The organism is Isoptericola sp. NPDC019693, from assembly GCF_044389085.1.
GTDB lineage: Bacteria > Actinomycetota > Actinomycetes > Actinomycetales > Cellulomonadaceae > Isoptericola.
On sequence record NZ_JBIRXP010000006.1, the window covers coordinates 40,807 to 66,826 of the forward strand.

Consider the following 26,020-nt stretch of genomic DNA (forward strand, 5'->3'; position numbering starts at 1 on the left):
CCTGACCAGCCCGCCTGGTCAGGCCAGCAGCCCCGGGCAGCGGGCGGCGGCGCGCTGCCAGCGCAGCACGAGGAGGACGTCGGCGCGCCGCCGTGCGGCGGTGCCCAGGTGGGCGACCTGCCGGTGCTCGATGAGGGCGGGCAGGTCGTGGTCGAGGGCCCAGGACAGGGCACGGCGGACGTCGTCGAAGTCGGGCGCGAGCAGGGCTGGAGCAGGTCTCACGCGAGGAGGGATGCCCGACTCGCCGGTTTGTGACACGCGGTGTGTCACAGGCCTGCACCAGACTCGCCGCATGGACCTCACCCAGGCGCGCGAGACCAAGGCCCAGCTCAGCGACTTCGCCCGTGACCTGGCCGAACGGCACGGCGTGCCCGCCAGCCCGTACGCGGTCGGCGACGGCGCGACCCCCGCGGACGTGGTGCGCGCGCCCACCCTGTCGCTGGGTCTCGCGCCCCAGGGCGACGGCGCGTACGGCATCGCGGTCCGCTACCGGCTCGGGGTCCCGACGGCGCGGTCGTTCGTGCGCAAGCTGGCCGCCGAGGCGGGCGACGCCGTCGACGTCCGCCGCACCGGGCGCATCCGGACGCTCGCCGCGCAGGTCCGCCCGCCGGTCGCCACGGCGCGCGCCCTGGGGGAGACCGACCGGGTGCGGCCGCTGCGGCCCGGGGTCTCGATCGCCCACGTGGACGTCACCGCGGGCACGCTCGGCGCGCTCGTGACGAAGGCGGACGGCTCGGACGACCGGGCCCGGTACGTGCTGTCCAACTTCCACGTCCTGGCGGGGTCGCCGTCCGCCCGGGTGGGGGACGTCGTCGTGCAGCCGGGCCCGGCCGACGGTGGCCGCGCGCCCGAGGACCGCGTCGGCACGCTCGCGCAGGTGGTCCCGCTGGCGCCGGGCGTGCCGGCCACGGTGGACGCCGCCCTCGCGCTCCTCGACGACGGGATCGAGGCCGACCCGACCTACCCCGTGGGTGCGGTGACCACCACCGCCGTCGCGGTGGGCGGTGAGGCGGTGGCGAAGATCGGCCGCACCACGTCGCTCACGCAGGGGCGGGTGACGGCCATCGAGATGGACGACGTCGTCGTCGGCTACGGCGACGAGCTCGGCGCCCTGTCGTTCGACAACCAGATCGAGGTGGAGGGCGTCGGCGGCACGTTCTCGCGCGGCGGCGACTCCGGCTCGCTCGTCTACCGCGAGGACGGCGTCGCGCTCGGCCTGCTGTTCGCCGGCTCCGAGACGGGCGGCTCCGACGGCACGGGCCTGACCTACTGCAACCCGGTCGACGTCGTCCTCGAGGCCCTGGGCGTCACCCTCGCCCGACCGCCGAGGTAGTTCCAGATCTGCCGAGGTAGTTCAGAAATCGCCGAGGTAGTTCCAGTCTTGCCGAGGTAGTTCGAGAATCGGCGAGGTAGTCCCTGTCTCGTGGTCGTGCGAACTACCTCGCCGATTTCTGAACTACCTCGCCGGTCTTCGGACTACCTCGCTGATTTTCGAACGACCTCGGCGTGAGGTCAGCCCCAGGCGAGCAGGTCGTCGCCGTGCTCGATCGTGGTGCCGACCTGCGCGAGGCGGGCGACGGCGTCGGGCGTGGCCTCGAGCGCGACGACGGGGCACACGGCGGACCTCCCGCCGTCGCGCACCGCCGCCGGGTCCCAGGTGACCAGGACGGTGCCTCGCTGCACGACGTCACCCTCGGAGGCGTGCGTCGTGAAGCCCGCGCCGCCGAGCTGCACGGTGTCGATGCCGAGGTGCACCAGGACGGCGCGCCCGTCGTCGTGCTGCACGACGAACGCGTGCGGGTGGAGCTTGACGATCCTCCCCGTGATCGGCGAGACGGCCTCGCCCCCGCGGACGCCGTCGGGCTCGATCGCCAGGCCGGGGCCGACCATGCCGGCCGAGAACACCGGGTCGTCCACGGCGGCCATGTCGACGACGGTGCCGGCGACGGGGGCGAGCACCGTCAGCGCTGTCCTCATCGAGAGCTCCCTTCGGGGATGCGTCCGGGCCGGGCGTCGCCGTCGGCGGTCCGGGTGCGGGGGACCGGCGTGGGCCGTGCCTCGCGCAGGGGGACGACGACGCTGTACCGGTCGCCGCGGTAGGTGGCGCGCGTGAACATGACGGCGGCGTCCCCGCCGAACGTGCGCCGCACGGTGCGCATGACGGCGCGAGAGCCGCGCATCTGCAACGCCTCGAGCTCCTCCGGCGTGGCGTCCGCGGCCGTGATGACCTCCTCGCCCCAGGTGGGGTCGAGGCCGCGTTCCCGCAGCGCGGCGTGGAGGCTCTCGGGGACGCCGTCGTCCAGCAGGTCGGGGGCGAGGTCGACGGGGACCCACGACTCCTCGACGCTCATCGGGGTGCCGTCGGCGGTGCGCAGCCGCACCACGTGGTGGACCGGCGTGCCGACCTCGCGGTCCAGGGCCTCGGCGACGGCGGCGGGCGCGGGCCGCTGCTCGCTCCGCAGCACCGTGGCGCCGGGGGTGAGGCCCAGGCGGCGGGCCTCCTCGCCGAACGTCGTCAGCCGCATCCCGACGTCGGCGCGCGGCGGGGCGACGAACGTCCCGCGGCCCTGCGCCCGCTCCAGCACCCCCTCGGTCACCAGGGCGTCGATCGCCTGCCGCACCGTCATGCGGGAGACCCCGAACTTCTCGGTGAGGCTGCGCTCGGAGGGGATCGCGTCGCCGACGGCGAGCTCGCTCGTGACGAGGTCGGCGAGGAACGCGCGCACCGCGAGGTACTTGTGCTCCCCGGAGCGAGCGCCGTCCCTGACCATCCGCGTGTCCCGTCCTGCCCTGCGATCGGCTTCGATCTGCGTGGTGTGCGACATCCGCACCAGTATCGGGCGTCCCGCCCGCCCCCCGTGCGGCGCTTCCTCGGCAGCGGCCGAGGTGGACTCATCATGAGGTCTAGACCACTCCACCTGCAAGTGGTCCAGACAACCTGCACGTGGCAGCCTGCGTCGAGCGCCGGGACCCTGGCGGCGCGACACCGGGCGTCACGGGGTGGCAGGTCGGGCCCTCGGGCCGCGAGGATGACCCTGACGCCCGCGGCGGCCGTCGTCGGGGACCAGGCCGCGGCGGGCCAGAGGGCGACCACGGCCGTGGCCGCCACGTCCGGTACCCCGTCCGACGGGACGCGGGGTCCGCGAAGGAGAAGGGCTCGGTCTGATGAGCAGCATCCTCACCGGCGCCCCGGTGAGCCCCGGCCGGGCGGCCGGCGTCGTCGTGACGATGCCGGCCCCCGTCCCGGAGCCCCCGGTGGTGGCCCTCGACGCGTCCGGCGTCTCCGGAGCCGACGACGCGGTGTCGCGCCTGGGCGCCGCGACGTCGGCCGTCCGGGACCGCCTCGAGGCGCAGGCGGCGCAGGCCACGGGCACGGCGGCGGACGTGCTCGCCGTGACGGCCGCGATGGCCGCGGACCCCACGCTGGCCGTCGACGCCGAGCGGCGCGTGCGCCAGGCCGCGGCCACCCCCGAGCGTGCCGTGTGGGACGCCGCGAACGCGCTCGCGGCCCAGCTCGAGCAGCTCGGCCCCCCGCTGAGCGAGCGGGCCCGCGACGTGCGTGACGTGCGCGACCGCATCGTCGCCGAGCTCACCGGCGTGCGCCCGCCGGGCGTCCCGTCGCCGGGGCACCCCTTCGTGCTGGTCGCGGACGACCTGGCCCCCGCGGACACGGCGACCCTGGACCCGGAGGCGGTCGTCGCCGTCGTCACCAGCGGCGGTGGGCCCACCTCGCACACGGCGATCCTGGCGCGCGCGCTCGGCATCCCCGCCGTCGTCGCGGTGCGCGGGGCCGAGGACCTGGCCGACGGCGAGACCGTCGTGGTCGACGGGGCCGCGGGCACGGTGCTGCGCGACCCGTCGGACGCCGAGGCGGAGGCGGCGCGCCACGCCGTGCGTGTCGAGCGCCCGTTCGACGGGCGCGGCCGTACCGCCGACGGGCACCGGGTGGAGCTGCTCGCCAACGTGGCCGACCCCGGCGCGGCGCAGGCGGCCGTCGCCGCGCACGCCGAGGGGGTGGGCCTGTTCCGCACCGAGTTCTGCTTCCTCGGGCGGGACGTCGAGCCGACCGTCGAGGAGCAGGTGGCCGCCTACCGCGGCGTCCTTGCGGCGTTCGGCGGCCGCAAGGTCGTGGTGCGCACCCTCGACGCCGGCGCGGACAAGCCGCTGCCGTTCGTGACCGAGGACGACGAGCCGAACCCCGCGCTCGGCGTCCGCGGCCTGCGCACCGCCGTCCGGCACCCCGAGGTGCTGGACCGGCAGCTGCAGGCGATCGCGGCGGCGGCCGAGGCGGAGTCCGCCGACGTCTGGGTCATGGCGCCGATGGTCACCACCGCCGACGAGGCGCGGTCGTTCGCGGCCGCCTGCGAGGCGCGCGGGCTGGGCCGGTCGGGCGCGATGATCGAGGTCCCCGCCGCGGCCCTGCGCTCGCGCTGGGTGTTCGAGCACGCCACGTTCGGCAGCATCGGCACCAACGACCTCACGCAGTACGCGATGGCCGCCGACCGGATGCTCGGCGACCTCGCCACGCTGTCCACGTCCTGGCAGCCCGCCGTCCTCGAGCTGGTGCGCGCCACGTGTCAGGGCGCGCACGCGTACGGCCGGCCCGTCGGCGTGTGCGGGGAGGCGGCGGCCGACGCCGTGCTGGCGCCCGTGCTCGTGGGCCTGGGCGTCACGTCGCTGTCCATGACGCCGCGCGCGATCGCCGACGTCGCGGCGGTGCTGGCCGAGGTCACGTTCGCGCGGTGCCGCGAGCTCGCCCGCGTGGCTCTCGAGCAGCCGGACGCCGACGCGGCCCGCTCCGCCGCCCGGCGCGAGCTGGCCGACGTCCTGGAGCCCCTCGGCCTCTGACGCGGACCGCTCCCAGCATCAGGCGAAGAGGGCCGTGCCGTACTTGAGCAGGACGGCGGCGGCCAGCAGCAGGAACCAGGCGGCGATGAGGATGCCGAACGCTCCGGAGCGCACCAGCGACATCGCCCAGGACTGCACCCGCGCGGGCCAGTAGAGGTTGTCCTCGAGGATGTTCCAGTGCAGCATCGACACGAAGACGAGCGTCGTGGAGACGGTGATCGTCAGGCACCACGGGCACAGCGCGCCGATGACGAACATCGACTGGTAGAAGAGCCAGTACGCGAAGACGAGGCCCAGCAGGTAGACGGTCTGGGCCGCCGTCATGAACCAGCGCGGGAACCGCACCCCGGCCAGACCGGCCACGGCCACGGTGATGACCACCGACTCGGCGACCAGCCCGAGGAACGCGTTGGGGAAGCCGAACAGGCTGGCCTGCCAGGAGGTGCCGACCGCGCCGCACGAGACGACGGCGTTGATGTCGCACGCGAGGGCCGCCTCGGGGTTCGCCGCGAGCTCGACGGCGTCGACGGACAGGACGAACGCCGCGACGAGGCCGACGAGCGCCCCGACGAGCATCTCGCCGAACAACCAACCGGCCGAGTGGAAGAAGCCGCTCGGCCGGGCGGGCCGGTCCGTCATGCCACCGCGTCCCGCGACAGGAACTCGACGAGGGCGTCGAGCGCGGTGGTGGCGGCGTCGTCGTCGGTCTCGGTGCGCAGCACCACCTCGTCGCCGAGCGACGCGCCGAGGGTCATGATCCCGAGGACGCTCGCGGCGTCCACGGTGTCCCCGCCGGCGGTCTTGGCGATCTGCACCGGCACCGGCTGCTGACCGGCCTTCTGCGCGAAGAGCGCCGCCGGCCGGGCGTGCAGCCCCTCGGTGATGGCGACGACGACGGTGCGTTCCATGGAGCCCTCCGGGACGGTGGTCTGGACCAGTTCATCGTAGGGTCGGCGGCGGCGCAAGGGAAGCCGGTCAGCGCGCGTCGCGCGCCCGGTCGATCGCCATGCCCACGGAGTCGAGCAGCCGCTCCAGCGACGCGTCGAACGGCGTGGCCTCGGCGTCGAAGCCGCCCGAGTCCCAGATGCGCTGCATGGTGGGGTAGCGCCGCGGGTCGAAGTGGTCCACCCAGAAGCTGCTCATCGAGGTCCAGTACTCGTCGTTGCTCTGGCCCGACGCGTCCTTCTCCGCGGACTCGGCGACGGTGGAGCGCGCCAGCCCGCGCACGAACGCGTCCACCAGCCCGACGATCTCCACCACCTGGCGCTCGGCCAGGCCGGTGTCCACGAGGGTGCGCAGCCCGCACTCCTGCGCGTCGAGGACGGACGGGGTCAGCGGGAGGCGCCACATGGTGGTCTGCAGGATCCACGGGTGGCGCTGGAACAGCTCCCAGTGGGCGCGCGCGTACGCGGCCAGGCCCTCGCGCCAGGGCGCGGTGGCGGGCGGCAGCTCGAGCTCGGCGAACGCGCGGTCGATCATGAGGTCCAGCAGCTCGGTGCGCCCCGGGACGTACGTGTAGAGCGACATCGCCCCCACGCCGAGCCGCGCCGCGACCTTGCGCATCGAGAGCGCCTCGAGCCCGTCGGCGTCGGCGATCGCGGTGCCCGCCCCGACGACGTCGTCGAGCGTGAGGCGAGCCCGGCGGCCGCGGCCCGACGGCTGCGGCGGGTCCCACAGGAGTGCCAGCCGACGCACGACCTCGGGCGGGCGGGGGATGCCGTCGTCCGGCGGTGGGGGCGAGGTGCTCGACATGGTTCGTCATCCTTTCACCCCTGCCGTCCGACCGGCCCGCAGGCCTTGTCGGACCCCCTGGCTAGAGTCGAGACTAGTTCCAGTACAGCGTACGAGAGACCGGGGTGGAAGGGGAGCGGCCATGATTCGAGCACGGGGGCTGACCAAGACGTTCAGCCGTCGCAAGGAGACCGTCGAGGCGGTCAAGGGGATCGACGTCGACGTCGCGGAGGGCGAGCTGGTCGCCTTCCTCGGGCCCAACGGGGCCGGCAAGTCGACGACGTTGCGGATGCTGACGTCCCTGCTGGAGCCGACGGCGGGCGAGGCGACCGTGGCGGGGTACGACGTCGTCGCGCACCCGGCGCAGGTGCGGGCCCGCCTGGGCTTCATCGGGCAGGGCAACGGCGGCGGGTTCAGCTACAAGGTGGTCGACGAGCTGCACAACCAGGGCCGCTTCTACGGCCTCTCGCCGGAGGTCTACAAGGATCGGGCGGCGGACCTCCTGGCCGCGCTGGAGCTGGGCGGGCTCGAGAAGCGGTCGGTGCAGTCGCTGTCCGGCGGCCAGCGCCGCCGGCTCGACGTCGCGCTCGGGCTGATGAACCACCCGCCGCTGCTGTTCCTCGACGAGCCCACCACCGGGCTCGACCCGCACTCGCGGGCCAACCTCTGGGAGCACATCACCGCGATGCGCGAGCGCTACGGGATGACCGTGGTGCTCACCACGCACTACCTCGACGAGGCCGACAGCATGGCCGAGCGCGTCGTCGTCATCGACCACGGGGAGATCATCGCCGACGCCGCTCCCGACGCCCTCAAGCGCCGCTACGCCGACGACACCCTCACCGTCGTGGTCGCCACCGACGACGGCGGGGCGGTGCGCGCCGCGCTGCCCGACGCCCTGGGCGACGTGGAGCTCGCGCCGCACGACGCCGGCCTGCGGGTGCGGGTCCGCACCGCGCAGGGCGCCGAGGCGCTGCCGACGGTCATCGAGGCGCTGCGCGTGGCCGGCATCACCACCACGGCGGCGAGCGCCCGGCAGGCGAGCCTCGACGACGTGTTCCTCAACCTCACCGGCCGGAGCCTGCGCGAGGAGGCGGCAGCATGACCGAGCAGACGCGGACCACCACCCCCGCGACCACCGGGCACGACGCCCCGCGGATCGTCACCCGCACCGGGCCGGGCAAGTTCGTCAACGACACCGGGGCGGTCTTCACCCGCGAGATCCTGCTGGTGCTGCGCGACCCGTTCACGCTGATCTTCTCGCTGCTGCAGCCGCTGATCTTCCTCGGGCTCTTCGGCCCGCTGCTCACCGGGGCGTTCGGGGGCAGCATGGGCGGCGTCGGCGGCGCGGGAGCCAGCACCGCCGACACCCTGCAGTGGTTCGTGCCGGGCGTGATCGTCATGATCTCCCTGTTCGGCACGTCGATGACCGGCTCGAACCTGCTGTACGAGATCATGACCGGCTCCTACGAGCGGGTGCTCGCCACGCCGCTGGACCGGTCGGCCATCCTCGTGGGCCGGGCGCTCAAGGAGTTCGCGCCGCTGCTGGTGCAGGGGCTCCTCATCGCGGCCGTGTGCATCCCGTTCGGGTTCACGTTCCACGTGCTGCCCGCGCTCGCGGGCCTCGTGCTGCTCGGCGTCTTCGGCGTCGGGATCGGGGCGCTCTCGCACGCGCTGGCGCTGGCGTCGAAGAACCGCGAGTGGCTGTTCTGGGGCGTGCAGCAGTCGCTGCTGTTCCCGCTGCTCATCCTGTCCGGGATGATGCTGCCGCTCGAGGCCGGCCCGTCGTGGATGCAGACGGCGGCGAGGTTCAACCCGCTGACCTACATGGTCGACGCCGAACGGGTGCTGTTCGGCGGCACCTTTGCCGACAGCGCCGTCCTGTGGGGCGTGGTGGCCGCGGCCGCCACGTGCGCCGTCGGGCTCCTGGTCGGCATCCGCGCCACCCGCCGCTCCGTCTGACCCGGGCCGTCGCCCTGGAGCGTTGTGAGCGCGATTTCGGGGACAATCCGGCAGCGGATTGTCCCCGAAATTGCGCTCACAACGCCGTCTCAGCGGCCGGTGTTGTTCATCTCGTCCGGGTGCGAGCCGATGCGCTCGCCGCGGTCGAGGCCGGTGATGGCGGCCATGTCGTCGCCGGAGAGCTCGAAGTCGAAGATCTCCAGGTTCTCGCGGATGCGCGACGGCGTCGCGGACTTGGGGAAGACGACGTCGCCGCGCTGCACGTGCCAGCGCAGCACCACCTGGGCGGGGGTGCGCTCGTGCTCGGCGGCGATGCGCGCCAGGGTCGGGTCCTCCAGCACGCGGCCGCGGCCGAGCGGGGACCAGGCCTCGGTGACGATGCCGTGCTCGGCGCCGAACGCGCGGACCTCCTCGTTGCCGAACCAGGGGTGGATCTCCACCTGGTTGACGGCGGGCACCACGGTGCCCTCGGCGAGGACGCGGCGCAGGTGGTGCGGCTGGAAGTTCGACGTGCCGATCGCCCGGGCGCGGCCCGAGCGGTACAGCTCCTCGAGCGCGCCCCACGCCTCGACGAACCGGCCGACGGCGGGCAGCGGCCAGTGGATGAGGAACAGGTCCACGTGGTCGAGGCCGAGCTCCTCGAGCGACCGGTCGAACGCCTCCAGCGCGGCGTCGTGCTCGTGGAACGCGTTGTTCAGCTTGGTGGTGACGAAGAGGTCGTCCCGCGGCAGCCCGGCCGCGGCGATGGCCTCGCCGACGCCCCGCTCGTTGCGGTACATCTGCGCGGTGTCGATGTGGCGGTACCCCGCCTCGAGGGCGGTCAGCACCAGCTCGCGCGTCTCCTCCGGCGGGACCTTGAAGACGCCGTAGCCGAGCTGCGGGATCGACGTGCCGTTGTTCAGGGGCAGGGACGGGATCTCGGTGCTCATGTCACCCATCTTGTCCCGGACGGCCTGGCGTCGCGCGACCGTCCCGTACCGGCGTGCGGATCCCCCGACCTCGTGCGGCGGGTGCTGACGACGTGGCGTGATCGATCCCATCGCGGCAGGGGTCGCCGGGCGGGGGTGGCCGGGAGCACGCTGGGGGTGTCGTCCCGGCGGCCGCCACGGCCGCCCCGTGAGGAGGCCCGATGTCGTCCGAGCAGGCACCGTCCGACCAGGTCGAGGTCTACTTCGCGTCGTCCGCGTCGGGCATGGTGCGGCAGTTCTGCGAGCGGCTCGGCCGCCCGGTCCACGACCTCGGGGACCGCGCGGTGCGCCGGTCCGTGCCGGCCGGCCCCTGGGTGCTGGTGACGCCGTCGTACAAGACGGGCAACCCGGACAACGACACGCTGCCCGAGCCGGTGCGCCGGTTCCTGCGCGACCCCGTGACGCGGCGTCGGCTGGTGGGGGTCATGGGGTCCGGCAACCGGAACTTCGGGGCGCACTACCAGGCGGCGGCGCGGCAGGTCGCGCGGGCGTCCGGCCGCCCCGTCCTGCTCGAGTTCGAGCTCCAGGGCACCCGGTGGGACGTCGACGAGGCGCGGCAGGTCCTCGCCGACCTCGACGCCCGGCTCCGCGACGAGCACGACCGCGTGCCGGCCTGACCCGGCGGGGTGGCCCGGCGTCGCGGACGCCGCCGGCGGTCAGCGCGGACCCGCCGCCCCGCCGTCCGGGGGTGCGCAGCACCCGTCCTGGCACCCTCCGGCGTCGTCCCTCCCGTCGTCTCTCCCGTCGTCTCTCCCGTCGTCTCTCCCGTCGTCGAGCAGCGCGCCGACCGGCGTGCAGCACGCGTCGCCGCGCCACGCCTCGAGGCCCTCCTTCACCGCAAAGCCCGCGATGACGAGCGCGGCGAGCGGGTCGGCCCACGTCCAGCCGAGCGTGGCGTTGAGCAGCAGGCCGACGAGCAGCACCGCGGAGAGGTAGATGCAGATCAGGGTCTGCTTGGAGTCGGCGACGGCGGACGCCGAGCCGAGCTCGCGGCCCGCGCGCCGCTCGGCCCACGACAGGAACGGCATGACGGCGAGGCTGGCCGCCGCGAGGACGATGCCGACGGGGGAGTGGTCCGGCTCGGCCGCGCCGAGCAGCGCACGGGTGGCGTCGACCGTGACGAACAGGGCCAGCCCGAAGAACGACACCGCGACGAGGCGCAGCGCGACGCGCTCGCGGCGGTGCGGGTCCGGTGCCGCGAACTGCCACGCGACCGCGGCCGCGGACAGCACCTCGACCACCGAGTCCAGGCCGAACCCGACCAGAGCGGCCGACGACGCCGCACGGCCCGCGGCGATCGCCACCACGGCCTCGACGACGTTGTAGGCGATCGTCGCGCCGACGATCCAGCGCACGCGGCGCTCGAGCAGGGCGCGTCGCGCGGGCGGCACGGGGCGGAGCGGGAGGGCGGTCACAGGCTCGAAGGTACACGGAAGCCTGTACCGTCGACCAGGGGTGTGGAGGAGGGCGCCGCCATCGGCGATGCTGGACGCATGGCGAAGACTCTCCCCCTGGGCCCCACGGTGATCGACGACGACCGCGAGGTGCGGTTCGTCTCGGGGGCGAACCAGTTCGCGCTCAAGCTCAAGGACGGGCACCTGCACGTGCGCGCCATCGACACCGGGGAGGGGGAGGCGCAGCTCTCGGTCGCTCCGACGTCGCGGAGCACCCTCGACCTGCGCATCCAGCGGCGGTCGCCGCACGGCCCCGTGGACGTCGAGGGGCCGACCGTGCGCTAGGCGGGTGCCCGCGGGACGCAGGTCACGGCGTCCGGGCTGGGGCTCCGGTGCCGGCAGGAGCACAATGGGGGGACCGGAGGTGGTTGTCTCATGGTCACGATCGACGAGGCGCGCGCCGCCAAGCCCGCGCTGCGCGAGGCGCTCCAGAGCGTCGAGGGGGTGCGGGGCGTCGGGCTCGCCCAGCGCGGGGACGACACGGACTGGGTGCTGCAGGTGAACGTCGTCTCCGTCCGCGCCCGCAAGGACGTGCCGCCCCAGGTCGAGGGCGTCCCCGTGCAGGTCACGGTCGTCGGCGCGGTCACCGCGCTCTGAACGCCGGGGACGGCGACGTCGGCGGCCGGCCGACGCCGGCCGGTGTGCGCACGATCACGCGACGGATCCCGCACCGAGGACGCCGTGAACCGCGCAGAATGGCGGGGTGAGCTCCTCCTCCCGCCTGCCCCGTGTCCGCGCCTCCGAGCTGGTCGGCCGCGGCTGGCTCAACACCGGTGGCCGCGACGTGTCCCTCGCGGACCTGCGCGGGAAGGTCGTGGTGCTGGACTTCTGGACCTTCTGCTGCATCAACTGCCTGCACGTGCTGGACGAGCTGCGCGAGCTGGAGGAGCGGCACCGCGACGAGCTGGTGATCGTGGGCGTGCACTCGCCCAAGTTCGCGCACGAGGCGGACCCGGCCGCGCTGGCCGCCGCGGTCGAGCGGTACGAGGTGCACCACCCGGTCCTCGACGACCCGGAGCTGGTCACGTGGGGCGCGTACACGGCCCGCGCCTGGCCGACGCTCGTCGTCGTGGACCCCGAGGGGTACGTCGTCGCGCAGATGGCGGGCGAGGGCCACGCCTCGGCGATCGAGGCGATCGTCGACGAGCTGGTCGCCGAGCACGAGGCGAAGGGCACGCTGCACCGCGGCGACGGCCCCTACGTGCCGCCTGCCCCGGCGGCGGGCACGCTGCGGTTCCCCGCCAAGGTGGTCGCCTTGCCGTCCGGGAACCTGCTGGTCGCGGACGCCGGCCACCACTCGCTGGCCGAGCTCGGGCCCGACGGCGAGACGCTCGTGCGGCGGATCGGGTCGGGCGAGCGGGGGTTCGTCGACTCCCGCGGCGACGCGGTCCCCGACGAGGCCCGGTTCAGCGAGCCGAACGGCCTGTGCCGGGTCCCGGACGAGCTGCGACCGGCGCTGGGGTACGACGTCCTCGTCGCCGACACCGTGAACCATGCGCTGCGGGGCGTCGACCTGGCGACCGGCCGCGTGCGCACCGTCGCGGGCACCGGGGAGCAGTTCATGGTGGGCGGGCAGGAGAACGTCGTCGGCTCGACCGCCGCGTTCGACCCGGCCGCGACCTACCCCGCCACCGCCGCGCGCCTCAGCTCGCCGTGGGACGTGGCGTGGTCGCCGCGGCTGGGGACGTTCGTCGTCGCGATGGCCGGCAACCACACGCTCTGGTCGTTCGACCCGCTCGCCGGGACGGTCGCCATCCTGGCCGGCACGATGAACGAGGGGCTGGAGGACGGGCCGGGCGCCGAGGCCTGGTTCGCGCAGCCGTCCGGGCTGGCGCCGGCGAGCGGGCGCGCCGCCGCCGACGCGCTCTGGCTCGCGGACGCCGAGACGTCCGCGCTGCGGCGCGTCGAGCCGGCCGACGGCGGCACGGTCACCGTCACCACCGCCGTCGGGCAGGGCCTGTTCGACTTCGGCCACCGCGACGGCGCGGCCGGCGAGGCGCTGCTGCAGCACCCGCTGGGCGTGACCTCCCTGCCCGACGGGAGCGTCGTCGTCGCCGACACGTACAACGGCGCGCTGCGGCGGTACGACCCGGCGGCGGGGACCGTGACGACGCTCGCCACGGGCCTCGCGGAGCCGAGCGACGTGCTCGTCGAGGCGTCCGAGGGCGGGGTGCGCCTCCTCGTCGTGGAGTCCGCCGCGCACCGGCTGACGCGGGTCGCGCTGCCGGCCGACGTCGCCGGCGAGGTGCTCGACGGCGGTGCGCACCGCACGGCCCGCCCGGCCACGGAGGTCGCGCCCGGCGAGCTGCGGCTGGACGTGCCGTTCGTGCCCGCGCCCGGCCAGAAGCTCGACGACCGCTGGGGCCCGTCCACCGAGCTGCGCGTCAGCGCCACCCCGCCCGAGCTGCTGCTCGACGGCGCGGGCGACGGCGTCGACCTGGCCCGCGTGCTGGTGCTCAACCCGGACGTCGCCGAGGGCGTGCTGCACGTGACCGCGAAGGCCGCGTCGTGCGACCTCCCGCCCGACACCGCCCCCCTCGGCCCGGACGGCGAGCCGGAGGACTTCTTCCCCGCCTGCCACCTGGCGCAGCAGGACTGGGGCGTGCCGGTGCGCGTCACGCCCGGCGGCGACGCGACGCTGAGCCTCCCCCTGCGCGGCTGACCTGCGCGGTGCCCCCGGGAGCCTAGGGTTCCGGCGTGACCGCACCCCGCACGGGCGACGTCCTCGTTGCCGGTCCCGCGTCCTGGAACCGCATCGTGCACCTCGACGCGCTGCCCGAGCCGACGCCGCACACCGTCTTCGCGCGTGGCGCGTACGACACCGTCGGCGGCACCTCCGCCGGCAAGGCGCTCAACCTCGCCGGCCTGGGCCGCGGCGTCGTGCTGCGCACGGTGCTCGGGGACGACGACGAGGGCGCGCGGGTGCGCCGCGTGCTCGACGACGCCGGCGTGCGGCTCCTCGCCGAGCCCTCCCCGGACGGGCGCACCGAGAGCCACCTCAACCTCATGGACCCCGGCGGCGGGCGGCTGTCCGTCTACCTGCGCGCGCCCGGCGAGGTCGCCCCCACCGGTCCCGGCTGGGACGCGACGCTCGCGGCCGTGGACGCCGCCGCGGCCGTCGTCGTCGACCTCGCCGCGCACTCCGTCCCGGTGCTCGCCGCGGCGGCGGAGCGCGGGCGCGACGTGTGGGTGGACCTGCACGACTACGACGGCGTCACCGCGTTCCACCGCCCCTGGGCGGACGCCGGCACGCACGTGTTCCTCAGCTCCGACCGGCTCCCCGACCACCGCTCCTTCATGGCCGGGCGCCTCGACGCCGGGGCTCGGCTCGTCGTGTGCACGCACGGCGCCCGCGGCGCGACGGCCCTCACCGCCGACGGCTTCGTCGACGTGCCCGCCCAGCGGGTGGACGACGTCGTCGACACCAACGGCGCGGGCGACGGCTTCTTCGCCGGCTTCCTCGACGCGCACCTGCGCGGCGCGGGCCTCGCCGAGGCGCTCGCGGCGGCCGCGGCCCACGCCGCGCGCGTGGTGCGCAGCCCGGGCCTCGCCCCGGCCGGCTGACACGTCGGCGTGTCGCGCGGGCGACGACGCCGCCCGGCACACCGCGTCAGGTCGGCGTCACGCCAGGCCGGTGTCCCGCGCGACGATCGCCGCCTGCATCCGGGACACGACGCCCAGCTTGGCCAGCACCCGCGACACGTGGGTCTTGGCGGTGGCCTCCGTGATGACCAGCTCGTCCGCGATGCCCTGGTTGGACAGGCCGCGGCCCAGCGCGCCGAGGACGTCGACCTCGCGGGGCGTGAGGTCCGCGAGGCGGGGGTCGGCGGGGCGCGACGCCGCACCGAGGTCGGGGCGGCCGGGCGCTGGCGCGGTGGTGCCCGCGAGCTGTGCCAGCACGCGGCGCGTCACCTCGGGCGCGAGCACGCCGTCCCCGGCCGCGACCCGGCGCACGGCGTCGAGGAGGGCCGCGGGCTCCGCCGTCTTGAGCAGGAACCCGGCGGCCCCCGCACGCAGGGCGCCGTCCACGTACTCGTCCAGGTCGAACGTGGTGAGCACCAGCACGTCCGCGAGGCCCTCGGCGGCGATGGCGCGCGTGGCGGCGATCCCGTCCGTGCCGGGCATGCGCAGGTCCATGAGCACGACGTCGGGCCGCAGCGCGCGGGCGTTCGCCACGGCCGCGTCCCCGTCGGCCGCCTCGCCCACGACCTCGACGTCGGCCGCCGCGTCGAGGAGCAGGCGCAGGCCCGCACGGATCGCCGCGTGGTCGTCGGCGACCAGCACGCGGGCCGTGCCGCCCGCGGGTCCGGCGTCGTCGTGGGACATCAGGTCGTGCTCCCCTTCTCCGCGGCGGCGGGGACGCGCGCCCGCACGTGCCAGCCGCCGTCGTCCGTCTCCCCGGCCTCGAACGCGCCGCCCAGCGCCTCCGCCCGCTCGCGCATGGTGAGCATCCCCGTCCCGGCGCTGAGGGGCATCCCGGCCGCTCCCGCCGGCTCGGCGTGTCCCGCCGGCGGCGCCGCGTTGCGCACCTCCAGCACCACCGCGCCGCGGGGTTGCGGCTCCCGGGCGAGCCGCACCGTCACGGGCGCCCCCGGTGCGTGCTTGCGCGCGTTGGTCAGCGCCTCTTGCACGATGCGGTGCAGCGCGTGCCCGACGGCGGCGGGCAGGTCCGCCCTGGCGACGCCGTCCTCGTCGTCGAGCGTCACCGAGGTGCCGGCGGACCGGGCGGAGCCCAGCAGGTCGTCCAGCCGGTCCAGCCGCCCGGGCGCCGCGAGCGGGTCGCGCGGCGCGTCGGCGCGCAGCAGCTCGATCATCGACCGCATCTCCGTGAGCGACGCGACCGCGCTCGTGCGGACCTGCTCCAGCGCGCCGCGGTCGCGCGCGGCGTCCGGCGGGGTGCTGAGCGCGGCCCCGGAGTGGATGGCGATGGTGGACAGGTGGGAGGCGATGACGTCGTGCAGGTCGCGCGCCATCGCCGCGCGCTCCGCGCGCACCGCCTCGTGCCGGTCCAGCTCGGCGATCCGCGCGAGGTCGGCGGCGCGCTCGCGCTCGAGCTCCGCAGTCCGCGCGGCCTCGTCCGCACGGGCGCGCTCGAGCTCGGCGAGCTCGGACTTCTGCCGCACGTTGTCGGCCCACCACATCGGCACCAGCAGGATCGCGCCGAACTGGAGGCCGCCGTAGACGAACATCCGCACGTCCTGGGTCGCCTCCCCGACGACGATCGCCCCGCCCACGGCCACGACGATCGCCGTCCCCCAGAGCCATCGGCGCGCCGTCGGTCCCGACCACATCGCCGCCGCGTACAGCAGGTCCCAGAGCACGAGCATGACCGCGAGGCTGCCGCCCCAGACGACGTCGAGCGCCGTCACGAGCACGCCGCCCGCGAGGGCCAGCATCGGCCGGTGCCGCTTCGCGAGCGTGAGGGCGCACCCCACCCCCAGCAGCGCGACCCGCCACCAGAGCTCGGGCTCGGGGGTCAGCGGCGGGTTCCAGGTGTACACGTCGACGAGGCCGACCTCGAGGAGGAGCCAGCCGAGCAGGAAGAGCGTGACCGCGGTCGTGGCGTCGCGCCGCCGGTCGTCGCCGCGCCACCGGCGCACGGCCCTCCCCACGAGGGTGGGCGCGGGGCGGTCGGGCGTCACGGCTCCATCCCAGCACAGGGAACCGCGCGGGGGATCGGTCGAAGGGTGTACCCGGGGCGGGCGTCGCAGGATCACTCGTTCGGGGGACGACGGTGCAAGGGCGCGCCGCGAGGATCGATGGCATGGACCTCATCGACCTCGGCGGCCTGGAGGGCGCGGGCCTCGGCGTGCTCGCGGGCGCGCTCGTCGTGCTCGCGCTGATCGACTCGACCAGCTTCGGCACCCTGCTCATCCCGGTGTGGCTGCTCATGGCGCCGGGCCGCCCCCGACCGGCGCGGCTCCTGGCCTACCTCGGCACGGTCGCGGGCTTCTACCTCGCGGTGGGGGTCGCGGTGATGCTCGGGGCCGGGGCGCTGCTGTCCCGCTACGGCGACGTGCTGGACTCGCGCCCGGTGATGCTGCTGCAGCTCGCCCTCGGCGTCTTCCTGTTCGCGATCAGCTGGCGCTTCGACGGCAAGAAGGCCGAGGCGCGGGCCGCCCGGGACGGCGCGAAGCCGGGCCGGCTGGTGCGCTGGCGGGCGCGGGCCATGGGCATCGAGGCGGGTGCGGCCGGCGCGGGCCTGACGGCGCCCGAGGCCGCGGTGCCGGGCCTGCTGCCCGCGCCGACGTCGACGGTCGCGGCGCCGAACGCGTCGCTGCTGCCGCTGCTGGGGCTCGCGCTCGGTGCGGTGGCCCTCGAGGTCGGGACGATGCTGCCGTACCTGGCGGCCATCGGGCTCCTCACGACGTCGGACCTGGGCACCGGCACGAGCCTCGGCGTCCTCGCCGCGTACTGCGTGGTCATGGTGCTGCCGGCGCTGCTCCTGCTGGGGGCGCGGCTCGCGTTCACCCGTCGCGTCGAGCCGGTCCTGGCCCGGCTGGAGCGGTGGCTGACCAAGAACGCCGCCGAGATGACGGGCTGGGTGCTCGGCATCCTGGGCGTGCTGCTGGCGCTCAACGCCGTGGGCCGGCTGGGATGGGCCTGACGCCCGGGGGCACGGCCGGTCAGGCGCCCAGCTCGTCGAGCACCCGCGCCAGGTTGGCGCGGGCGGCGCGGTCGTGCCCCGTCGCCCACTCGCCGGTGTAGGCGCGGGGCACGATCTCCACGACCAGGAGGCAGGCGAAGTACGCCCGGTACAGCCGCAGCCGCCGCCACGCGTCGGGGTCGCCCGAGCCGGGTTCCCCGTCGCCGACGCCGAGGTCGCCGCCGGCGTCGCGGTACCCGGCCAGGAGGTCGGCGTCCACCGCCCCCGCGCCGAGCTGGTCGGCGCCGACCAGCTCGAACACGGGGTCGCCCCATAGCGCCCGCTCGGCGTCGATGGCACCCGCCACGGTGCGGTCGGCGGGGTCGAGCAGGAGGTTGCCCTCCCACAGGTCGGCGTGCACGAGGCGGGGGACCGTCACGGAGGCGAGCAGGTCGTGGTGGCGTTCGACGGCGGCGCGGAGGCGGGCGGCCGGGAGGCTCACGTCCCAGCGGTCGGCGTCGTCGAGGACGGCGTCGACCATCGCGCGGAAGGCGTCCGGCCACGACGGGGCCGAGAGCCCCGACTCGGGCGCGGGGTAGCCGAACTCGTCGCCCGTGATCCGGTGGAAACCGGCCATGAGGGCGCCGAGGGAGCGCCGGGCCCGGGCGGCGTCCGTGTCGTCCAGCTCGAGGCCGCGCCACAGGTCGCCGGCGAGGAACGTCGTGACGAGCGCGTCGCCGTCCACGTGGGCGCGCGTCGTGTCGACGTGCAGCACCTGCGGCACCGGCAGCCCCGTCGCGTGGGCGAGCCGGTCCACGGCCGCCTCCGTGCCCAGCACGCCGTGCTCGTAGCGCAGCAGGCGCGACGTGTCCGCACCGGTCACCTTGACCACGACGCGGCGTCCGTCGTCGAGGTCCGCACGCAGCACGCTCGCGAACAGGCCGCCGCTGAGCGGCGTGACCCGGACCGCGCGGCCCAGCGGCGCGACCAGCGCCGCGACCTGGTCGTCGGTGACCGTCGTCTTCGTCAGCACGCGCGTGAGCGTAGCGGAGGGCGGCTCAGGTGCTCGGCACGGGGGCCAGCACCGTGGGCAGCTCGAGGAGGGAGTCGACGACGGTGACGCGCGCCGCCTCGGGCCGTTCGGCGTGCAGGAAGCCCCACGGCCCGCGGCGGACCAGGATCGGCACCATGCCGGCGTCGGCGGCGGGCAGCACGTCGTTGTCGAGCCGGTCTCCGACGTACGCGATCTCGGCCGCGGGGACGCCGGTCAGCTCGACGACCCGGGTGAAGAACCCCGGGTCCGGCTTCTGCACGCCCCACTCGTCGGACGTGCGGATCGCGTCCACGGGCAGGTCCATCGCCTCGAGCGCGGCACGGGCCTGCGGCGGCTGGTTCCCGGCGACCACGACGGTGAGCCCGGCGGCGCGCAGCGCGGCGAGCGCCTCGCGCACGTCCGGATAGAGGTCGTCGGCGTCGAAGTTCTCCCGCAGGCCGGTCGGGTCGTCCGCGGCCCACCGCTCGATCTCGGCCGGGACGTCGAGGCCGGGCCGCACCATCTCGAACGCGTGCCGGTGCGACCGGTCGAGGGCCGCGCACCCGCCGAGGACGCCCAGGAACGTCAGGGCGGGCACGCCCAGCCGGTCGGCCCAGCGGGTCCAGATCCGGGTCTCGTCGACCAGCGTCTCACCGACGTCGAACACCACCGCACGCACCATGCCCGCGACCCTACCGGCCACCGACCTGTCGCCCCACGGTCGCCCACCGGTCACGTCAGGAACGGCGGCGCGGGGCCGAGGACAGCAGGTTGTCAGCGTGCGTCCAGTCGTGGCGGCTATCGTGCGGAGCATGGCCGAACCGCGCGCAGCACAGGCAGTCCCCGTGACGCTGTCGACCGCCTCGGTGTATCCGCGCCGAGCGGCGTTCGCGTTCGAGGTCGCGGCCGAGCTCGGGTACGACGGCGTCGAGGTCATGGTGTGGTCGGACCCGGCCACGCAGGACCCGGCGCAGCTGCGGCGCCTGGCCGACCACCACGGGGTGCCCGTCCGGTCGGTGCACGCCCCGACGCTGCTGGTCAGCCAGCGGGTGTGGGGCCGGTCGCCCGCCGACAAGCTCAGGCGGGCGGTCGACATGGCGGGCGAGCTCGGGGCGCCGACGGTCGTCGTGCACCCGCCGTTCCGGTGGCAGTACAAGTACGCGCGGCAGTTCCAGGAGCTCGTGCACGAGCTCAACGAGGCCAGCCTCCACCGCCCCGGCGGGGTCACGGTCGCCGTGGAGAACATGTACCCGTGGAAGCCGCGGTCCCGCGGCGACCGCGAGCTCAAGGCCTACCTGCCGGGCTGGGACCCCGCCGACCACGACTACGACGCCGTCACGCTCGACCTCTCCCACGCGGCGATCGCCCACCAGGACGGGCTCGCGCTGGTGCACGGTTTCGGCGACAAGCTGCGGCACGTGCACCTCGCGGACGGCACGGCGTCGGGTCGCGACGAGCACATGGTGCCCGGCCGCGGTGACATGGCGTGCGACAAGGTGCTGGAGGAGCTGGCGCGGCGCGAGTACGCGGGGGACGTCGTCGTCGAGATCTCCACGCGCAAGGCGCGCACCGCGAGCGAGCGGCACGCCGACCTGCAGGCGGCGCTGAAGTTCGCGCGGGCGCACCTCGCCCCGGAGCCGGAGCCGTACCAGCCGCCCCCGCCGGAGCACCACCACCTGCCCGCCGACGCCTGGTAGACCGCCGGCCGGCGCGGGGGTCAGGCCGCGACGACGCGGGCGCCGACGGCCCGCAGCACGAACGCCTCGGTGGCGCGGATCGCGCGCTCGCGCGCGGCAGGGTCGTCCGGGATGAGGCGGCCGGACAGGCACGCGTTGACCAGCTGCACGGTCGGCTCGATGTCCTGCTCGGGGAACTCGCCCTCCGCGACCCCGGCGCGCAGGATGCGCTTGAGGATGGACTCGACGATCTCCGCGTGCTCGCGCAGCCGTGCCTGCGTGGTGCGCGACAGCACCGTGCGCAGGTCCGGGCCGGGGGCCAGGTGGAAGACGCGGGTGAGCTGGGCCTGCTGGCGGATGTACGTCCGGAGCTGCTCGACGGGGTCGTCCACCTCGGCGAGGGCCCGCTCCAGGGTCTGCGCGTACTGCTCGGTCTCGTGGGTGATGAACCCCAGCAGCAGCGCTTCCTTGTCGGGGAAGTGGTTGTAGACGGCGGTGCGGCCGACACCGGCCGCCGTCGCGATGTCGGCCAGCGTCACGGAGTCGAATCCCCGCTCGGACATCAGCGTCGACAGGGCGGTGAACAGCTTGTGCCGGGTCATCTGGCGGTGCTCGTGCAGGCTCTTCCCGATGATCTTGGGCATGCTGACATCATAGGCATCCGTTGTCAGCACCTCGGGACGCTAGGGTTCCGGTGTGACCGACCCCACCGTGCCTTCAGAGCAGCACGCACAGCCGGACGGCATCGTCCCCGACACCAAGGACTGGACCTGGGTGCTGGAGCGCCCCTGCCCGGAGTGCGGGTTCGCGGCGGCGGGCGTGGAGCCGTCGGACGTCGGCCCCGCCGTCCGCGCGACGCTGCCCCGGTGGCGCGCCGTCCTCGCCCGGCCCGACGTCGCCGAGCGGCCGCGCGCCGACGTCTGGTCGACGCTGGAGTACGCCGCGCACGTGCGCGACGTCTTCCGCATCTTCGACGAGCGCCTCGCCCTGATGCTCGCGGAGGACGACCCGGCGTTCGCGAACTGGGACCAGGACGTCGCCGCGCTCGAGGGCGACTACGCCCACCAGGACGTGGCGGCCCTGGTGACCGAGCTCGACGTCGACGGCGCGGCCGTCGCGGCGTCGTTCGACGCCGTGGCTCCCGAGGATGCCGGGCGGACGGGACGTCGGTCCAACGGCTCGGTCTTCACCGTCCGCACGCTGGGGCAGTACTTCCTGCACGACGTGGTGCACCACCTGCACGACGTGCGCGCCTGACGGCGCACCCGCCCCGGAGTCCCGTCACACGACCGCAACCTCGCCGTCACGGCCCGGTGACCCCCTGACCGGTACGGTCCGCGCCATGGCCAGTGTCCCGGCGCTCGTCCCCGCGGAGCACACCTCCGACCACGTGCTCGTCGTGCCGCGCCGGCCCGACGACGACGGAGGGGCCGGCCACGACCGGCCTCGCCCCGACGGGCCTGGCCACGACCGCCCTGGCGACCGGCCCGGTGGCGACCTGCCCGAGCTGGCGGCCGCGTGGTTCGACGACGTCGCCTGGCTGGCCGAGCCGTCCGCGGCGGCGCCCGGTCGGCCCGCGGGCGGGGCGCGGTTCCACGGGGTCCGGGCTGCGGTCCGGTCCGCCCCGGGGGTGCTGCGGCTCGGTGCGGAGCACCGGGCGACAGGTCCCTTCCCGCTCGACCCCGCCGCGGCCGCCGCGCTCGGGACCGCGGCCCCGGCGGATGCCTGGGCGCTGGGCCGGGGGGACGGTGCGCTCGACGTGCGGGGCGCCCGGCCGGCGGTCCACGACGACCACGACGGGATCGCGCTCGCGTTCGCGGCGGCGATGCCGGTCGGGGAGGAGCTGCGCGTCGTCCGGTGGGCCGTCGCGGTGGCCCGGCGCGCCGCGGGGGTGCTGCTCGCCGACGGCCGGCAGGCCGTGCGTCCCGACCCGGGCGCCGCCGTCGACCTGACGGTGCGGCCGGCGCGGCCGGTGCACGCCGAGGAGCTGCTCGAGGTGGTGCGGGCGGTGGTCGCCACCGCCAGGCTCGAGGCGGTCCCGGGCGGGCCCGGTCACCAGGTGCTGGCGCGGACGCCGTACGACGGCGACCTCGTCGTCGCCCCGGGGGCGACGACCGGGCGCCCGTGGTCGCTCCCGACGGACCGGGGGCAGGGCGGGTCGGACGGGGCGGCCGTCCACCTCGTGTGGCGGCCGCCGGACCCGTACGAGCTGCAGGTGTTCGAGCCGTCGGGGCTGCACCTCATCGCCCGCGACCGGGCCCGGGCGCTGCTGGCGCGCGCCGCGACGCTGCTGCGCGGCCGGGCGGGCGGTGTCGTCGTCGACGACGCCGGGTTCGAGGTCTCGGAGCGCGACCTGGAGCTGCGGCGCGCCGCGGCGTCGCCGGGGGCGCGCGCCTGGGTGTGACCGGGGTCGGGCAGGCCGCTGTCCACAGACGCTTTCCACAGGCGTTGTCCACAGGGCGACGCCGTGCCGATGCCCTGTTGCACGCTTCCTCACCTGCGACGTTCCACCCTGGAACGGGCGCACCGCGTCCGTCGGCACGCCGGTGCTGCCGCGCCGTGCCGTCGGACGGACCCCCGTGGCAGCCGCGAGATCCTGCGGTTTTGCGCGCCGTCCCGGGCGGGCGGTGCCCGGCTGTCGCGAGGCGGGGTGAGCCTGGTCCCGCGGCCGGGGCGTGTCGCGCCCGGCGCGTCGTCCACAGATTTCTTCCACAGGGCTGTGGGCGACATGGGGATTCCGCGGGTCATCCTGTGGACGAGCCTGTGACCAGAAGATCCACCGGGAAAACCTGCTCCAGACCCCTTGCACCGCACCCGCAGCAGGTCTAGAAACGTGCGTACCGGTCTTGGGGAGGCCGGGCCGACGATCACCCGAGAGGGCGGTCGCTTGCCCGCTCCACGGGACACGGTCGACCGGAGAACGACGGGCCGTCCCGTACCGCGGTGCGGGTTGCGGGTGACGACGCAGGTGCCTGTACGGGGCCGGAAGACCACCCGCGTCCGGCTGTTCGTGGAGAACGGGTTCTGCAGAGGCGACGACGCACCAGGCCTCGGTGGGACACGGCGAGCGGTCGGGGTCGTGACGTCGCCACGGCACCCCTGGTCCCCGGGACCGTCGATCAGGGGGACGCGGTTCCACTCCGAGGCCCCCCGGCCGCCCCGGGGGGCCTCGGCACATCCGGCCCGAGGCTCCGGCGCAGCGCCGCGCGGCCTACGCTCGGGCCATGAGCAACCTCGAGACCCGGCCCGCGGAGCGCACCTGCACGGCGGGCGACCGCCCGGCCGGCGTCGAGCTGCTGACCGCCCGCGACGTCCCCCTCGGCGGCCCGCGGGCGATGAACGTGCGACGCACGATCCCGCAGCGGCAGCGGTCTCTCGTGGGGGCCTGGTGCTTCTGCGACCACTACGGCCCGGACGGCGTCTCCGGCTCCGCGGGGATGCAGGTGCCGCCGCACCCGCACATCGGGCTGCAGACGGTCTCGTGGCTGTTCGCCGGAGAGATCCTGCACCGCGACTCGGTGGGCTCGCTCCAGACGGTGCGCCCGGGGGAGCTCAACCTCATGACCGCGGGCGTCGGCATCTCGCACTCGGAGGAGTCGCCCGCGCAGGGGCGCCCGCCCGTGCTGCACGGCGTCCAGCTGTGGACGGTGCTGCCCGAGGCCGACCGGACGTCGGAGCCGCACTTCGAGCACCACGGCGACCTGCCCGTCGCGACGCCGGACGGCGCGCGCGTCCAGGTGTTCATGGGGGAGCTCGGCGTCGCGGGGGAGCGGCTCGCGTCGCCCGCCCGCACGTACACGCCGATCGTCGGGGCCCAGCTCGACCTGCCGGCCGGCGGGCGCCTCACCCTGGAGACGGACCCGACGTTCGAGCACGCCCTGCTCGTCGACGCCGGCGACGCCACGCTCGAGGGAGAGACCGTGCCGGTGGCCGAGCTCGGCTACGTGGCTCCCGGCCGCGACCGGCTCGTCGTGACGGCGGGCGCGACCCCCGTGCGCGCCGTCCTCGTCGGCGGCGAGCCGTTCACCGAGGACGTCGTCATGTGGTGGAACTTCGTGGGCCGCACGCACGACGACGTCGCGCGGGCGCGCGCCGACTGGATGGCGCAGGTCGCCGACGACGGCGAGGACACGCCCACGCGGTACTCCGACGGGGCCGCCGACCGGAGGTTCGGGCAGGTGCACGGGTACGCGAGCGGGCCCCTGCGTGCGCCGGTGCTGCCCGACGTCCGGCTGCGGCCCCGCACCCGGCGCTGACGGGGCGCGTCAGGTCCGCGGGAACGTCACCCGCACGGTCGCGGCGCCCTCCGACGTGGACCGCACCGTGATCCGCATCGCCCCTGAGCGGGTCGTGAACGACGAGCCCTCCCGCAGGTTCGACCGCCGGGCCGACTCCTTGCCCATCGGCACGACCAGGTGCTCCCCGGGGTAGGCCCACGTCGAGCCCTGCCGCCCGAGCCGGCTCACCGTGACCCCGTACGCGACCGTGTAGTTGCCGGCGGCCCGCCAGGGGATGCCGCCGAGGTACGGGTACCGGGCCCCGCTGGGGCGCCGGAACTCCACGTAGTAGTACTGCCCGGTCCTCGGGTCGACGGCGCGCAGCAGGGTGGGCCTGCTCGTGCTCCGGTGCCGGGCGTCGAGCGTCACGGTGCGCGCGCCGCCCTTCTTCGTGACGGTCACGACGTCGGACGCCGGGAGCACGCCCAGGCGCTTCTTCTGCGCGCCCGACAGCGGGGCGGTGCCGACGGCGGCGAAGTCGGCGCCCATGAGGTCCATCGGGTCGAGGCCCTCGACGGCGCCGCACCGGGACGACGTGAAGGTGCGGTCGGGGACGCTCCCGGTGCACCAGCCCACGCCCGAGTGCTCCAGGCCCATGTTGTGGCCGAGCTCGTGCGCCAGCGTGGACACCGCCGTCGCGTACTGGGGGTGCGTGAACCGCGAGCTGCGGGTCTCGCCGTCGGGCCCGCCGAACAGCGAGAACGACCAGGCGCCGGGGTTGTCGCGGCTCGCCGTGCTCGGCAGGGAGCCGAGCCCGAGCGTGCCGCCGCACGTGTCCGTCTCCCGCGGCCCGCCCGGACGGTCGCCCCGCAGATAGGGGAAGAGGACCACGAGGTGCTCCCGGGTGCCCGGGCCGCGCGTCCTGGACGTCATCCAGTCCGCGCCGTAGTGCGCCCGCCCGCCGCGCTTGACCTGCTTGAGGATGCGGCTGGTCGTCGTGCACGCGCCGTCGCCGGTGTCGATGCGCTCGATCTCGGAGGAGCGCACGAACCGGACGCGGCCGCCGGACTGCGTCGACCAGTACGCCGACACCTTGGTGAGCAGCGCGTCGACGTCGGCGTCGCGCACGAGCTGCGCCGCCCGGTTCTTCGACATCCAGTGCGGCGTCGCGACCGCGACGTCCACCCGGTGCACGCTGCGGTCGGTCCGGGCGCGGAGGGCGGGCGCCGAGGCGTCCGGACCGGCGACGGCGGACTGCCACCGCACGACGTCGTCGACGGCCTCGCCGTCGGGCACCCGTCCCATGGTGGGCGGCGGGTCCGTCGTCGTGACCGCTGACGGTGCCGACGGCGCGGCCGCGGGCACCGGGGCGCCGACGGCCGCCAGCGGCTCCGCCAGCAGTGCCGTGGTGACGAGGGCGACGACCGTGATCGCGCGAGCCTGCATGGTTCCCCCCGGGGCGTCCTCGCCCGGCGTCGGGCGACGGTCTCGACGGCGTCGAGCGTGCCAGGCAGCCTATGCACGCCCGGCCGCGCGTGCCCCCGG

General features: G+C 75.4%; 28 protein-coding genes. 14 read left to right on the forward strand and 14 right to left on the reverse strand.

Annotation, left to right across the window (positions count from 1 at the left end; translation table 11 throughout):
- Window positions 1–18: 18 nt before the first annotated feature.
- Window positions 19–222 carry a hypothetical protein gene (locus ACH436_RS17010; protein WP_430561381.1) on the reverse strand — a complete coding sequence of 68 codons (204 nt, stop codon included), beginning with the start codon at window positions 220–222 and terminating at the stop codon, window positions 19–21.
- 70 nt (window positions 223–292) lie between these two features.
- On the opposite strand from ACH436_RS17010, the gene ACH436_RS17015 reads away from it, so the two are divergent.
- Window positions 293–1,333, forward strand: coding sequence for a hypothetical protein (locus ACH436_RS17015; protein ID WP_430561382.1), 1,041 nt, complete (start codon window positions 293–295; stop codon window positions 1,331–1,333).
- Between the two features lie 179 nt (window positions 1,334–1,512).
- Here ACH436_RS17015 and ACH436_RS17020 read toward each other — a convergent pair whose 3' ends face one another.
- Window positions 1,513–1,977, reverse strand: a complete 465-nt coding sequence (locus tag ACH436_RS17020) for a PTS glucose transporter subunit IIA (RefSeq protein WP_430561383.1) — start codon at window positions 1,975–1,977, stop codon at window positions 1,513–1,515.
- On the reverse strand, window positions 1,974–2,771 hold the full coding sequence (locus tag ACH436_RS17025; protein WP_430561384.1) for a GntR family transcriptional regulator: 798 nt from the start codon (window positions 2,769–2,771) through the stop codon (window positions 1,974–1,976). The genes ACH436_RS17020 and ACH436_RS17025 overlap by 4 nt, the downstream gene beginning before the upstream one ends.
- 394 nt (window positions 2,772–3,165) lie before the next feature.
- Between ACH436_RS17025 and ptsP the strand changes: the two genes are divergently transcribed.
- Window positions 3,166–4,848: a phosphoenolpyruvate--protein phosphotransferase gene (gene ptsP, locus ACH436_RS17030; protein ID WP_430561385.1), complete on the forward strand. Its 1,683-nt coding sequence runs from the start codon at window positions 3,166–3,168 to the stop codon at window positions 4,846–4,848.
- Between the two features lie 18 nt (window positions 4,849–4,866).
- Here ptsP and ACH436_RS17035 read toward each other — a convergent pair whose 3' ends face one another.
- From ACH436_RS17035 to ACH436_RS17045, 3 genes are all read right to left on the reverse strand, one after another.
- The gene (locus tag ACH436_RS17035) at window positions 4,867–5,487 is read right to left on the reverse strand and encodes a vitamin K epoxide reductase family protein (protein WP_430561386.1); all 621 of its coding nucleotides are present in this window, start codon (window positions 5,485–5,487) and stop codon (window positions 4,867–4,869) included.
- Complete coding sequence (locus ACH436_RS17040) at window positions 5,484–5,756, reverse strand: HPr family phosphocarrier protein (protein WP_430561387.1); 273 nt, start codon at window positions 5,754–5,756, stop codon at window positions 5,484–5,486. Before ACH436_RS17040 ends, ACH436_RS17035 begins: the two co-directional genes overlap by 4 nt.
- Window positions 5,757–5,823: 67 nt before the next feature.
- Entirely contained in the window at window positions 5,824–6,600 is a 777-nt protein-coding gene (locus ACH436_RS17045) for a TetR/AcrR family transcriptional regulator (protein WP_430561388.1), read from the reverse strand.
- Window positions 6,601–6,721: 121 nt separating this feature from the next.
- Between ACH436_RS17045 and ACH436_RS17050 the strand changes: the two genes are divergently transcribed.
- A complete protein-coding gene (locus tag ACH436_RS17050; protein ID WP_430561389.1) occupies window positions 6,722–7,684 on the forward strand; it encodes an ATP-binding cassette domain-containing protein in 963 nt (320 codons plus the stop codon).
- Complete coding sequence (locus tag ACH436_RS17055; protein WP_430561390.1) at window positions 7,681–8,541, forward strand: ABC transporter permease; 861 nt, start codon at window positions 7,681–7,683, stop codon at window positions 8,539–8,541. The genes ACH436_RS17050 and ACH436_RS17055 overlap by 4 nt, the downstream gene beginning before the upstream one ends.
- An 89-nt stretch (window positions 8,542–8,630) precedes the next feature.
- Here the strand turns inward: ACH436_RS17055 and ACH436_RS17060 are convergent, their stop codons facing one another.
- Entirely contained in the window at window positions 8,631–9,470 is an 840-nt protein-coding gene (locus ACH436_RS17060) for an aldo/keto reductase (RefSeq protein ID WP_430561391.1), read from the reverse strand.
- A 200-nt stretch (window positions 9,471–9,670) separates the two neighbouring features.
- Here ACH436_RS17060 and ACH436_RS17065 point away from each other — a divergent pair, with 200 nt between their 5' ends.
- Window positions 9,671–10,126 (forward strand): ribonucleotide reductase stimulatory protein, encoded by a 456-nt coding sequence (locus tag ACH436_RS17065; RefSeq protein ID WP_430561392.1) that lies wholly within the window; start codon window positions 9,671–9,673, stop codon window positions 10,124–10,126.
- A 39-nt stretch (window positions 10,127–10,165) separates the two neighbouring features.
- Here the strand turns inward: ACH436_RS17065 and ACH436_RS17070 are convergent, their stop codons facing one another.
- The gene (locus ACH436_RS17070; protein ID WP_430561393.1) at window positions 10,166–10,924 is read right to left on the reverse strand and encodes a cation diffusion facilitator family transporter; all 759 of its coding nucleotides are present in this window, start codon (window positions 10,922–10,924) and stop codon (window positions 10,166–10,168) included.
- Between the two features lie 78 nt (window positions 10,925–11,002).
- Between ACH436_RS17070 and ACH436_RS17075 the strand changes: the two genes are divergently transcribed.
- The 4 genes from ACH436_RS17075 (at window position 11,003) to ACH436_RS17090 (ending at window position 14,527) form a co-directional block, all read left to right on the forward strand.
- On the forward strand, window positions 11,003–11,248 hold the full coding sequence (locus ACH436_RS17075) for a hypothetical protein (protein ID WP_430561394.1): 246 nt from the start codon (window positions 11,003–11,005) through the stop codon (window positions 11,246–11,248).
- A gap of 90 nt (window positions 11,249–11,338) precedes the next feature.
- Complete coding sequence (locus ACH436_RS17080; protein WP_430561395.1) at window positions 11,339–11,560, forward strand: hypothetical protein; 222 nt, start codon at window positions 11,339–11,341, stop codon at window positions 11,558–11,560.
- Window positions 11,561–11,666: 106 nt separating this feature from the next.
- Window positions 11,667–13,625: an NHL domain-containing thioredoxin family protein gene (locus ACH436_RS17085; protein WP_430561396.1), complete on the forward strand. Its 1,959-nt coding sequence runs from the start codon at window positions 11,667–11,669 to the stop codon at window positions 13,623–13,625.
- A 35-nt stretch (window positions 13,626–13,660) separates the two neighbouring features.
- Entirely contained in the window at window positions 13,661–14,527 is an 867-nt protein-coding gene (locus ACH436_RS17090; protein WP_430561397.1) for a carbohydrate kinase family protein, read from the forward strand.
- A 57-nt stretch (window positions 14,528–14,584) separates the two neighbouring features.
- Here the strand turns inward: ACH436_RS17090 and ACH436_RS17095 are convergent, their stop codons facing one another.
- Complete coding sequence (locus ACH436_RS17095; protein WP_430561398.1) at window positions 14,585–15,289, reverse strand: response regulator; 705 nt, start codon at window positions 15,287–15,289, stop codon at window positions 14,585–14,587.
- The gene (locus ACH436_RS17100; RefSeq protein WP_430561399.1) at window positions 15,289–16,605 is read right to left on the reverse strand and encodes a sensor histidine kinase; all 1,317 of its coding nucleotides are present in this window, start codon (window positions 16,603–16,605) and stop codon (window positions 15,289–15,291) included. Before ACH436_RS17100 ends, ACH436_RS17095 begins: the two co-directional genes overlap by 1 nt.
- Window positions 16,606–16,727: 122 nt before the next feature.
- Between ACH436_RS17100 and ACH436_RS17105 the strand changes: the two genes are divergently transcribed.
- On the forward strand, window positions 16,728–17,570 hold the full coding sequence (locus tag ACH436_RS17105) for a GAP family protein (protein ID WP_430561400.1): 843 nt from the start codon (window positions 16,728–16,730) through the stop codon (window positions 17,568–17,570).
- Window positions 17,571–17,589: 19 nt separating this feature from the next.
- Here ACH436_RS17105 and ACH436_RS17110 read toward each other — a convergent pair whose 3' ends face one another.
- Both ACH436_RS17110 and ACH436_RS17115 read right to left on the reverse strand, forming a co-directional pair.
- On the reverse strand, window positions 17,590–18,582 hold the full coding sequence (locus tag ACH436_RS17110; RefSeq protein ID WP_430561401.1) for a phosphotransferase family protein: 993 nt from the start codon (window positions 18,580–18,582) through the stop codon (window positions 17,590–17,592).
- 25 nt (window positions 18,583–18,607) lie between these two features.
- Window positions 18,608–19,264, reverse strand: coding sequence for an HAD family hydrolase (locus tag ACH436_RS17115; RefSeq protein WP_430561402.1), 657 nt, complete (start codon window positions 19,262–19,264; stop codon window positions 18,608–18,610).
- Window positions 19,265–19,394: 130 nt separating this feature from the next.
- Between ACH436_RS17115 and ACH436_RS17120 the strand changes: the two genes are divergently transcribed.
- The gene (locus ACH436_RS17120; protein ID WP_430561403.1) at window positions 19,395–20,279 is read left to right on the forward strand and encodes a sugar phosphate isomerase/epimerase family protein; all 885 of its coding nucleotides are present in this window, start codon (window positions 19,395–19,397) and stop codon (window positions 20,277–20,279) included.
- A 20-nt stretch (window positions 20,280–20,299) separates the two neighbouring features.
- Here ACH436_RS17120 and ACH436_RS17125 read toward each other — a convergent pair whose 3' ends face one another.
- Entirely contained in the window at window positions 20,300–20,902 is a 603-nt protein-coding gene (locus ACH436_RS17125; RefSeq protein WP_430561404.1) for a TetR/AcrR family transcriptional regulator, read from the reverse strand.
- Window positions 20,903–20,954: 52 nt separating this feature from the next.
- On the opposite strand from ACH436_RS17125, the gene ACH436_RS17130 reads away from it, so the two are divergent.
- The 3 genes from ACH436_RS17130 to ACH436_RS17140 all read left to right on the forward strand — a co-directional run bounded on the left by ACH436_RS17130 (window position 20,955) and on the right by ACH436_RS17140 (window position 24,514).
- The gene (locus ACH436_RS17130) at window positions 20,955–21,515 is read left to right on the forward strand and encodes a DinB family protein (protein ID WP_430561405.1); all 561 of its coding nucleotides are present in this window, start codon (window positions 20,955–20,957) and stop codon (window positions 21,513–21,515) included.
- Window positions 21,516–21,600: 85 nt separating this feature from the next.
- A complete protein-coding gene (locus tag ACH436_RS17135) occupies window positions 21,601–22,662 on the forward strand; it encodes a hypothetical protein (RefSeq protein WP_430561406.1) in 1,062 nt (353 codons plus the stop codon).
- Window positions 22,663–23,482: 820 nt separating this feature from the next.
- A complete protein-coding gene (locus ACH436_RS17140) occupies window positions 23,483–24,514 on the forward strand; it encodes a pirin family protein (RefSeq protein ID WP_430561407.1) in 1,032 nt (343 codons plus the stop codon).
- A 9-nt stretch (window positions 24,515–24,523) separates the two neighbouring features.
- On the opposite strand, the gene ACH436_RS17145 is transcribed toward ACH436_RS17140, so the two are convergent.
- Window positions 24,524–25,921 carry a hypothetical protein gene (locus ACH436_RS17145; protein WP_430561408.1) on the reverse strand — a complete coding sequence of 466 codons (1,398 nt, stop codon included), beginning with the start codon at window positions 25,919–25,921 and terminating at the stop codon, window positions 24,524–24,526.
- Between the last annotated feature and the right edge of the window lie 99 nt (window positions 25,922–26,020).